Genomic DNA, 9,101 nt, shown 5'->3' on the forward strand with positions numbered 1-9,101 from the left:
TGGCTTCGAGCACCTTAATTCAAGAGCTACTCAGATGTCAAATGGGTTCTATATATACAAAGCTGGCTCAATCCAAATTTTGCTACATTAGACCTCTTGCAACAGTCCCTTTCATCAAATTCTGGGGCAGGCGGGACGCCTACCCTACAAGAAAAAATGATTTTTGTGGGATGGGCATCTTGCCCGTCCGGTGATATTTTTGCAAGAGGTCTATTCATCTTTCATAAGTGTGATCGTGCCAGTAACCAGGAAGAATAGAGCTGGTAGGCAGTTCTACAATAGGAACGTTGAGGTGGGAAAACGCTCATGCCTGTGCCGGAAACGAACGAAAAGACAGCAAGCCTCTACGAAACAGATTTCTACGCCTGGACGCAGGAACAAGCTTCATTACTTCGCGAACATCAGTGGAGTGAGCTTGACTTGCTCAATTTGATTGAGGAGATTGAATCCTTGGGGAAACAGCAACGTCAGGAACTGCGAAATCGGTTGAGTGTATTGATTGGTCATTTACTGAAATGGGAGTACCAATTCTCTAACCGTAGCCGTAGTTGGCTTGCAACAATTCAGGTGCAGCGTCTGGATGTGTCCGAACTGCTTGAAGAGAATCCCAGCCTCAAACCCTACTTGGAGGAAGCACTCCAGAAAGCTTATGCTAAGGGTGTCATATTGGCTGTGAAGGAAACTGAGCTGCCTAGTGGGACTTTTCCGGTTGAGTGTCCCTACAGTTTGACGGAAATTTTAGGCGATCGCTTTTATCCTGGGGAAGCGAGTGAGTTGGTTAGTGAATTGGAGTAGAGGTTGAGCTGAAGAAGTTGGGAACTTCACTCTCTTCAACATCAAAGGTAATGACTATCGCCTGATTGTCAGTATCGGCTGGCGTTGACCAACAGAGGATGTCAGGAAAGAGTAAACATATCTTTATAGTTGGCGAAGTCGAAGATTCTGAGACAGAATAATGGTCAGAATTAAGATAGGTTACAACTGATTACCAGGACTTTATGGCTGATCTAGCGCCAAAAACGAGTTTCGAGATCGTCTCTTTAGACGATACAGCCTTGATCCAGATACCCATTCGCCTGAGTGGTTTGGAAGCTGTGGCTTTCAAAGAAACTTGTCAGCAACTTCTGCAAGGGGATTCTATTCCCAAAAAAATTAATTTCGATTTCAGCCAGACTACGTTTATTGACAGTAGTGGAATTGGTGCATTGGTGAGTAATCACAAGAGTGCTAGAGGAAAAGGAGTTGAACTAGTACTTAGGAATGTAACTCCTCAGGTGATGGCAGTGCTGGAAATGACAGCGCTTGACAAGGTTTTGACCCTTGAGCAACTGGATGAACCCAAACGGCTAGCCGATAATTGGGGAAAAACGCAGTTGCCAACAACTCACCCTTCTGTACGCTCTCCCGTGAAGCGTACCTTAGATGTTGTGGGCGCAATTGTGGGTTTAGGGATTACTAGCATTGCCTTTATCCCAATTGCGATCGCGATTAAACGCGATAGTCCAGGCCCAATTTTCTTTGGTCAAACTCGCTTAGGTTGGATGGGAAAACCCTTTACAATCTGGAAATTCCGTTCTATGTATATGGATGCGGAAGAAAGAAAAAAAGAACTTGAAAGCATAAATCAATCAGACGGTAAGACTTTTAAAATTGAGAACGATCCCCGAATAACGCCTGTAGGTCGCTTTTTACGGAAAACCAGTTTAGATGAACTGCCTCAATTCTGGAATGTCATTAGAGGTGAGATGAGTTTGGTTGGTACCAGACCCCCGACACCGAATGAAGTTGATATCTATGAAGTACCGGAGTGGCAACGCTTAGATGTTAAGCCAGGAATGACCGGGGAATGGCAGGTGAATGGACGCTCTTCAGTCCGCAATTTTGAAGACATCATTAAACTGGATTTACGCTACCAGCAAAACTGGTCGTTAGCGTATGACCTGAAACTCATCGTCAAAACAATCTTGGTTGTGTTTCGTAAAGATAGTGGCGCTGTTTAGAAAAACCTGGAACCAGCTTCGGTTCATGCACAATGAAAGACCAGTCCAACAATCCCATCTTCAGGTGAAGACGGACTTGAATGCTGTGACAGAAGTTTTGCAGTGGTTCGAGGAATTTACTTCATCTCTACTGCCTCATCAACTTGGGTCGCAGTGCCAACTTGCTTTGGTCGAAGGCTTTACCAATGCGGTTCGCCATGCCCATCATGACTTACCTCCAACCACTCCAATTGATCTAGAATTAAAGGTTTTTCCTGACTTCCTAGAGATGCGAATTTGGGATCAGGGACCCCCTTTTGATTTTCAATCAAAACTCCAATCCCTCTGCCAGGAGGAATCTGATCCACTTGAAAAAGAAGGAGGCAGAGGGCTGATTTTTATGCAGCAGCTAACAGACGAGCTTTCTTACGCTCGGCTGGATGATGAGCGCAATTGTCTACTGATGCGTAAACGACGCTAAATTTCAGCAACAGCTCGTTCAATCAAACGCCTTGCCAGGGTTTGAGTGCCCGTGTGTTCGTAGTAGTTTGTGGATACATCCAGAAAGGCACCTAGGTAGTCCAATTTATTGTCGGCAACATCAATAAACCCATGCAAGTTATTTGCTACTTTTTGGGGAGTTAAAGCTTTCGAGGCAACAAAATTACCCATCCAACCTTTAACCGAGTCAAAGCTACGACCAATAAAGTTGAGCTTGCCACCGGAATCGCCACCAGGAATGGTGTCTTTGATACTGCTGAAGGTCTGATTTTGTTCTAAATCTGAAGGCTTTAGGCTTGAAATAGTTGATTGTGCTTTCTGGATAAAGTCAGGACCAAGGGGAATCAGACCATCAAAACAAACCAGTGCTGCCATCCGCATCAAGTTTTCGCCACCATAGTCCCCTAAAGAACCAACGAAGTCCCCAATACTATCGCCAGGGATACCGTTAATTTGGCAGAAGGCGACGACCTCCACGACTAATTTCAAGGACAAATCAATAGTCTGTGCTTTGTCAGCTTTCGGTGTTAGTCGGTTTAAGAAACCCATTAGGGGAATTTTCTCGCCAACTTTATTAGCTAAGGCAGCAGCACCAAGAGCATAATCAGTCTTGTCAACGGTTTGGTAAAGCCACATGGCGCGTTGGTAGCCCTGAGAGCGATCGTTGTACAAATAGACAGCGCGATCGCCTATTTGCTGAATCAGGGCTTCGTCCGTTTCACCCGTGACGGTGCGTATTGTATTCTCAAAACCAACCAAATTATTCCACTGACCAGGAATGACAAAGTCTAGTGACCGTAGTGCCATCGTGGTAATGTTTTTAGTTGGCAGTTCATTAACGAGTTCAAAAATTGGTTTGCTCACAAAAAGGCTCCTTATCTTCGTTTTGAGTTTTTACCAGATGCTTCAATCATTAAGTCTTGAGTCTTGAAATGGCAGTCAGGGAAAGGCTCCTACTCAAGAATATTGAGGGGGTTCTGATGCCACCGAGCCTGATTTACTGAAGTCGAGCAAGACCATTGAGGTTAAATTTTTGTAGCCAAGCTTCGCGATCGCTTGCTGTAAATGAAGGGTCACGAGATAAGGCTTTCACCTGGTAGCGGTTGTTGACGAGGACAGCCGTTTGAGTATTGCCAACTTCTACGGCTGGATAACCCCCAATTTTTTTTGTACTTTGCTGAAATTTCGCTACTGCGGCTGGAGTGCTACTCGTGTCAGAAATAGATAGCATTGCAACATCTTTGCCATCTTTTTTCAACTTCCCCTCAGCAAATCCTTTTTTCTCCTGAGCATAGGCAAAATCATAGCCATTGCCCCCTTTCGGGAAGAACTTATTAAAACTAGAGCCTTGTGTGGCATCTTTCGCAACAGCCTGACCACTTTTCTGCTGACTGCTTTCCTGCTGTGCCTGGTCAAAACGAGAAGGAGCCTCTGTCGCGCAGGATGTTACGAAAAGTAATAGACATAAAAGCAAAGGAGCCAAAATCTTACGCAAACGGTTCATAATCATCGTTTTCTCCTTGAATGATTGGGGTTCTTGTTCCAATTCTGGCGCAGTGTTTGCTAATCGGGATCACCCTCAAGTCACATCACAAAGCTCACACAAGAAGCACTATGGAAATCTGCCATTTCTGGACAGGGGAAGAAACACAAGCCAACGTTAATGGTTGACGGGATTTCTTCACTTATGTCAACCGTTAACAGAATCGCCCGTACTTTAATTAGAGGAGGAGTCAATTTGTTATTAAATTTGTTACAAAAGTAAACACTCAACGGAATTCCCCGTACTTTAGTTGAAGCAGAGGTCAACTCTAAGTTTCTTGCCCCAAAGGAAAACTCACAACAGACATGCTGACTAACTCCTCTTGGTCGAATCTGCTACAAGGTGTCGCTCAAGCTACCAGTCAACTACTGACAACGGCTGACTATGGACTGGGAATTAATCTAGCCTTAGCCACCTTGGGGCAAGTCACTAATGTGGATCGAGTCTATATTGCCCAAATTCATCCGCATCCAGAGACAGGTGAGCCTGCAACCAGTCTGCGGTACGAGTGGTCAAGGGATACCGTTGAGCCTCAAATTGCCAATCCTCGTGTGCAGAATGTCCCGTTTTCCGCCTTTGGCATGGAGAGGTGGTACGACGAGATTCAGCACGGACAACCACTGAGTCTATTAGTTCGAGATTATCCCGTCGATTCAGGAGAACGGCAACGATTTGAACCTCAAGGGATTCTGTCGATTATCGTAGTGCCGATTCCAGTGAATGGAGAATTTTGGGGGGTTGTTGGCTTTGATGATTGCCAGAGTGAACGGCGGTGGTCAAAGGATGAAGAAGCGGTTTTGATGACAATGGCAGCAACCTTGGGAGGCGCAATAGCACATCGCCAAACTGAAGCGGCACTGCGCCAAAGCCAATCTAGAGTCGAACAAATTGCCGCTAATGTACCGGGAATGATTTTTCAATTTCTCCAGCGAAAAGATCGTTCCCGCTCTATTCTCTATGCCAGTTCTGGTTGTATTGAACTTTATGAATTACCTCTGGCTGTAATTCAAAGCAACTCTGAGTTACTCACAGACTTGATTCACCCCGATGACCGTGAGACGTATGAACAATCTGTAGCTGCTTCGATTGCCACTTCATCGCCTTGGAATTGGGAAGGACGCATCATCACCCCTTCCAGCAAACTTAAGTGGGTTCAAGGTCGTTCCCGACCACAGCAACAGCCAAATGGTGACATCCTATGGGACGGCTTTATGGTAGATATCACAGACCGAAAACAGGCGGAAGTCGCTTTGCAGCAAAGTGAAGCCAGAAATCGTGCCTTTGTCAACGCGATTCCCGACTTGATGTTTCGGCTGCAACGGGATGGAACCTATCTAGATGTCAAAGCGGAAAATGTAAGTGATTTGTTGATTGACCCGACTCAGGCAATTGGTCAAACGGTCTATGATGTGCTTCCCCCAGATGTTGCCCAAGAGCGGATGTATTATGTTGAGCAAGCGTTGAAGACTGGGGAAGTTCAAAGCTTTGAATATCAACTATCCTTCAACGGCAAAGAACGTGATTATGAAGCACGAATTGTTGTCAGTGGTGAAGATGAAGTTTTGACAATTGTTCGTGATATTACAGAACGTAGGCAGGCAGAATGCTCCTTACGAGAAAGTGAAGAACGGTTCCGCAATTTAGTAGAAAAATCTTTGGCAGGAATCTACGTCATTCAAGATGGTAAGTTTCCTTATGTTAATCCCAAGTTTGCCGAGATTTTTGGCTATACGCTAGAAGAATTTCTATCTAGCCGTGACTTATCCAATCTCCCAATCCCAGAAGATGCGGATTTAGTTGCTGAAAATGTCAGAAAGCGGTTAGAGGGTGAAGTCGAAACGATTCACTACACCTTCAGAGGACAGAAAAAAGATGGAACGTTGATTACGCTGGAAGTACTGGGAAATAAAACAGAATTCAAGGGAAAGCCAGCCATGATTGGAACATTGCTGGATATTAGCGATCGCCAACGTGCAGAAGCGCAATTGCGAGAAAAAGAAGCCCAGTATCGCAGCATTTTTGAATCGACCAGTGATGGCTTAATTATTAATGACCCAGATACGGGCTTAATTGTCGAGGCAAATCCGGCTTGCTGTCAGATGCATGGCTACACTTATGATGAATTTATTGGGCTAAATCCCAAAGCCTTTGTCCACCCCAATAGCTACCATCTATATGAAGAATATATGGTCAAACTCAAGGCGGGTGAATCGTTTATCTGTCGGGCTGATGATGTTCGTAAAGATGGTACTATATTTCAAGTTGAGGTGCTTGGTACACGCTTTATGTACCGAGGCAAGCCACATTTTTTGGCAGTGGTACGTGACATTACTGAACAACTGCAAGCAGAGGTAGTAAGGACACGCTTAATTGCCTCTTTGCAAGAAAAAGAAGAACAATATCGGAGTATTTTTGAAGCGACTAGTGATGCGTTACTGATTAACCGTCTAGATGGAACCTTGATTGAGGCAAATCCAGCGGCATATAAGATGCATGGTTATTCGTATGAAGAGTTTATCCATTTAGACCCTACGCAGTATATTCATCCAAACTTTCACTTAAAGCTAAAAGATTTTTTTGAAACAATTAAAGTAGGTGGGGAATATCGGATTCAGTCTATTAACATCCGTAAAGATGGCTCAACCTTTCCTGTAGATGTGTTTGGAATTGGCTTTACTTATAAAGGTGAACTTCATAGTTTAGCGATTATCCGTGACATCACCGAACGAATAAAAGCAGAAGCAGAACTGCGTCTTGGCGCACAACGCGATCGCCTTAGAGCAGAAATCGCCTCTCGGATTCGGCAAAGCCTCAATATTGAGCAAATTCTCAAAACAACTGTGACGGAAGTGCGCCAGTTTCTCAAGGCGGATCGAGTCTTTATTATTCAGATTAACGAGTCCCAAAATCCCATGTTTGCTGAATCGGTTGCTACTGGTTGGGGTTCAATCCGAGGGCTGTTTTTTGAAGACTTGGAAGACAATGATACACTCAGGCGATTAATTCCAATGTTTATCGCTGGAGGGGTGATTGTCATCAACGATGCGTCAACGGCAGAGATATCACCCCTACGCGCTGAGTATTTTGCCAAGTACGGTGTTAAAGCGAGCCTCGCGGTGCCAATTGAAGTTAGTGGTAGCGTATCGGGACGATTAGCCGCTCATCAATGCAGTACCTCTCGGCAATGGCAACAGTGGGAAATTGATTTATTAGAGCAACTAGCAACACAAGTTGCGATCGCTCTACAACAAGCTCAGTTATACCAAGAAGTTCAAGACCTTAACACCAATTTAGAACAGATAGTTGAGCAACGTACCCAAGAACTCCAACAAAAATACGCTGAACTGCAAGAACTACATCAACTCAAAGATGTCTTCCTACACGCTGTCTCTCACGACTTACGCACCCCTGTTATGGGTTGGTTACTTGTGCTGAATAATCTACTCAACCAGCAACCAGTCCTCAATCGTCAGGTTGCCAGCAGCAACGAACAACCAACAATTTCCGTTTCTCACTCAATTTTAGAGCGAATGATTCAAAGTAGCGATCGCCAGTTACGCCTGATCGACTCACTCCTTGATGTCCATCAGAGTGAAGTTCAAGGCATGGTTCTGCAACGGGAACCCCTACAGCTAAAAACCCTCATTCAAAACCTTGTTGAGGATTTAGCTGCCTTACTAGAAAAAAATCAAGCGACTCTAACGAACCACGTCACTACTGACTTACCAGTGATTCTTGCCGACTCAACTCAGTTACAGCGAGTCTTCGAGAACTTGCTTTCCAATGCAATGAACCACAATCCGCCTGGTGTTCATCTCACACTAGAAGCAAGTGTAGAGCCTGATTTAATTCGCTGTAGTGTCTCCGATAACGGTGTAGGTATGAATCAGGAAACCACAGCAATGGTCTTTCAACTCTACACTCAAGGTAATACCCCAAAACAACGTCCTAAAAGAGGCCTCGGCTTAGGGTTATATCTGTGTCACCAAATTATTACTGCTCATGGCGGTGATATTGGCGTTGATAGCTGTCCCAATATTGGTACTACCTTCTGGTTTACATTACCCCGGCAAAGTAATGCATAAAATAAATAAGCCCTCTAAATTCATCTAAGCGAAAACCCAAGATAATGAATCATTCGGGTTGTTTTCTACATACCACTTAAATGCATATTAGCTAACACTAAGTTCAGGTCATTAGAGGAAAGGGAAAAGTAGGTCAAAGCAGAAAAACCATGACCTACGAACAAGTTGAACATCTTAAACTAGAGATGCTTTATCAAAAAGGAATTGGATTAGTCGGGCTTGGTACAACTGGTACAGGAATTGGATTAGTCGGGCTTGGTACAACTGGTACAGGAATTGGATTAGTTGGGCTTGGTACAACTGGTACAGGAATTGGTATTGTTCCGTTAGGAATGACAATCACAGGAGCGCCCCCTAGACTGGGCTGTAAGTTAACAGTAGTGTTTTGGTCAACTGTCAATGTTGAAGCCGTGGCTGGCGGCGAATCAATAGTGATGCCCGTTCCAGGGGGAGTATCAACGCTATTGCCACCGATACCAATATCAAGGACTGAATCATTCTCTAAGGCAACGGCAATACTAATACCACTAAGAGTGTTAGTGACATCATTATTGACAACTGTTAGCGTTCCTTGAGCGGCTCCTGTCGAACCAACATTGACACCATTAACATTGTTTTTGAGTGAGTTGTCGCTAATGATTGAATTAACCTGAGTTTGGTCAGCGCTACTAACAGCAATACCTGTCCCTGTCGTGTCTTCAACAGTGTTGCTGCCGACGTTAATGTCAAGGAGGGAGCTACCTCCTGCCTCAACACCTACCCCAATTGCACCACCTGTGATGGTATTCTCCACAACCTCTACAATTCCTTGGGCTGTATCAACTAAGCCAACAGTGATGTTCTCCAGATTATCGGTGAGGGTGTTGTCGTTAATCGTGGCATCAACTTGAGCTTGCCCAAGAACCTCAACAGCAATACCTGTCCCTGTCGTGTCTTCAACAGTGTTGCTGCCGACGTTAATGTCAAGGAGGGAGCTACCTCCTGCCTCAACAC

At 44.7% G+C, this 9,101-nt stretch carries 7 protein-coding genes and 1 pseudogene; 5 read left to right on the forward strand and 3 right to left on the reverse strand.

Annotated features, from left to right (window positions below; genetic code table 11):
• Positions 1-306 precede the first annotated feature (306 nt).
• From AC5JL3_RS08495 to AC5JL3_RS08510, 4 genes and pseudogenes are all read left to right on the forward strand, one after another.
• A complete protein-coding gene (locus tag AC5JL3_RS08495; protein ID WP_496074074.1) occupies positions 307-795 on the forward strand; it encodes a DUF29 domain-containing protein in 489 nt (162 codons plus the stop codon).
• A gap of 16 nt (positions 796-811) precedes the next feature.
• Positions 812-883, forward strand: a pseudogene (locus tag AC5JL3_RS08500) (type II toxin-antitoxin system HigB family toxin); the annotation flags it as partial.
• Between the two features lie 115 nt (positions 884-998).
• Complete coding sequence (locus tag AC5JL3_RS08505) at positions 999-2,000, forward strand: sugar transferase (RefSeq protein ID WP_496074075.1); 1,002 nt, start codon at positions 999-1,001, stop codon at positions 1,998-2,000.
• A gap of 25 nt (positions 2,001-2,025) precedes the next feature.
• A complete protein-coding gene (locus AC5JL3_RS08510; RefSeq protein ID WP_496074076.1) occupies positions 2,026-2,460 on the forward strand; it encodes an ATP-binding protein in 435 nt (144 codons plus the stop codon).
• Here the strand turns inward: AC5JL3_RS08510 and AC5JL3_RS08515 are convergent.
• Together AC5JL3_RS08515 and AC5JL3_RS08520 are read right to left on the reverse strand one after the other, a co-directional pair.
• A complete protein-coding gene (locus tag AC5JL3_RS08515; RefSeq protein WP_496074077.1) occupies positions 2,457-3,344 on the reverse strand; it encodes a hypothetical protein in 888 nt (295 codons plus the stop codon). The genes AC5JL3_RS08510 and AC5JL3_RS08515 overlap by 4 nt on opposite strands.
• Before the next feature lie 133 nt (positions 3,345-3,477).
• Positions 3,478-3,990, reverse strand: a complete 513-nt coding sequence (locus AC5JL3_RS08520; RefSeq protein ID WP_192219092.1) for a hypothetical protein — start codon at positions 3,988-3,990, stop codon at positions 3,478-3,480.
• Between the two features lie 338 nt (positions 3,991-4,328).
• Between AC5JL3_RS08520 and AC5JL3_RS08525 the strand changes: the two genes are divergently transcribed.
• Positions 4,329-8,108 (forward strand): PAS domain S-box protein, encoded by a 3,780-nt coding sequence (locus AC5JL3_RS08525; RefSeq protein WP_496074078.1) that lies wholly within the window; start codon positions 4,329-4,331, stop codon positions 8,106-8,108.
• Between the two features lie 193 nt (positions 8,109-8,301).
• On the opposite strand, the gene AC5JL3_RS08530 is transcribed toward AC5JL3_RS08525, so the two are convergent.
• The coding region (locus tag AC5JL3_RS08530; protein ID WP_496074079.1) for a hypothetical protein at positions 8,302-9,101 on the reverse strand (800 nt) is incomplete at its 5' end.

It is taken from the genome of Symplocastrum torsivum (genome assembly GCF_059505465.1).